The sequence below is a fragment of the Halorhodospira neutriphila genome (assembly GCF_016584055.1).
Lineage (GTDB): Bacteria > Pseudomonadota > Gammaproteobacteria > Nitrococcales > Halorhodospiraceae > Halorhodospira > Halorhodospira neutriphila.
In genome coordinates this window covers 1-1,269 of record NZ_NRSH01000249.1, presented here as the reverse complement: position 1 = coordinate 1,269, position 1,269 = coordinate 1, and the positions used below count along the sequence as shown (strand labels likewise).

Annotated in this window: 1 protein-coding gene and 1 pseudogene; both read right to left on the bottom strand. The window is 78.4% G+C overall.

What is annotated here, in order from left to right; all coding sequences use genetic code 11:
* A pseudogene (locus tag CKO13_RS12250) lies at nucleotides 1-422 on the bottom strand (hypothetical protein); the annotation flags it as partial.
* Nucleotides 419-1,269, bottom strand: an 851-nt coding sequence (locus CKO13_RS12245) for a glycosyltransferase family 4 protein (RefSeq protein ID WP_200261417.1), incomplete at its 5' end; no start/stop codon positions are given. The pseudogene CKO13_RS12250 and the gene CKO13_RS12245, both read right to left, overlap by 4 nt.

Genomic DNA, 1,269 nt, shown 5'->3' with positions numbered 1-1,269 from the left:
TGCCCCGGCGTGCGGGCCTCCAGCAGCCGTACCGTCGCCGCCAGGAGCGCCCAGTTGTTGGCCGGGTAGCGCCGGCGCAGCCGGCACGCGCGCCGCCCCCGCGCCACCAGGGCGAGGTCCTCGGCGGGGGCGCCGGCGTCGCGCAGCCGGCGCTCGAGCAGGCCGAGGCCGAGGCGGTTGAAGGGGGCGTGGCCCCGCCGCCGCGGCTCGAGGGCCAGCCAGTAGCGCAGCGGCAGGCGCCAGTCGCTGCCCTGCGGCTGCTCGTAGAGGGCGAGGGCCGTGAAGACGTAGGCGTAGTGATCGCCCGGCGAGGGCCCCTCCCCGTTGGGCTCGTGGAGCGCGCCGGCGTCGTCCAGGCACGCGGCGAGGCCGCGGGTCAGCGGCGCCACCCAGTCCGCCAGCGCCGGGTCCGCCGCGCTCATCGCTGCCGCGCACCCTCCCCTGCCGCCGGGGCGATCGCCGCCTCGCCGGCGAGCCCGCGGAGGCGCTCGACGAGCCGCGGGATGCGCGCCTCCCAGCCGTTGCGCCGGGCGTAGGCCACGATGGCCTCGCGGTCCCACGGCGCCTCCAGGGCCTCGAGGATGGCGCGGCGCAGCGCCGGGCCGTCGCCGAAGGGCACGAGGCGGCCCAGCCACGGCGCGGCGATCACCTCGGCGTTGCCCCCGACATCCGTGGTCACCGTGGGCAGCCCGCAGGCGGCGGCCTCGAGGAAGACGTTGGCCCACCCCTCGAAGCGGGTCGCCAGCACGAAGAGGTCGGCCGCCGAGTAGTAGCGGCGCAGCCGCGCCGGGGCCACCTCGCCGGTGAAGTGGACGCGGTCCGCCACCCCCAGGCGCGCCGCCTGCTCGCGCAGCTGCCGCTCCTCGTCGCCGTCCGGGCTCCCGCCGCCGACGGCCAGGTAGCGCAGGCGCGGCTCCCGCTCGAGCAGCGCCGGCAGCTGCTCGATGACCCGGTGGAAGCCCTTGCGCTCATTGAGGGTCCCCACGGTGATCAGCACCCGGGCGTCCGCCGGCACCCCGAGCTCGGCGCGGCACGCCTCCCGGTCCTCGGGGAAGAAGCGCTCGAGGCTGGCGCCGTTGGCCACCACCTCGATCCGCGCGGGGGGGCAGCCCAGCTCGACGGCGGTCCGGCGCAGCGACGCCGAGACGGCGAAGACCGCCGCGGCGTCGGCCAGGGCCCGCTGGGCGAGCCGGCGGCGCAGGCGGGTGCGGGCGATACGGTGGATCGTCCCGCGCAGCGTGAGGGTGTACGGCCGCCTGAGCCAACGCC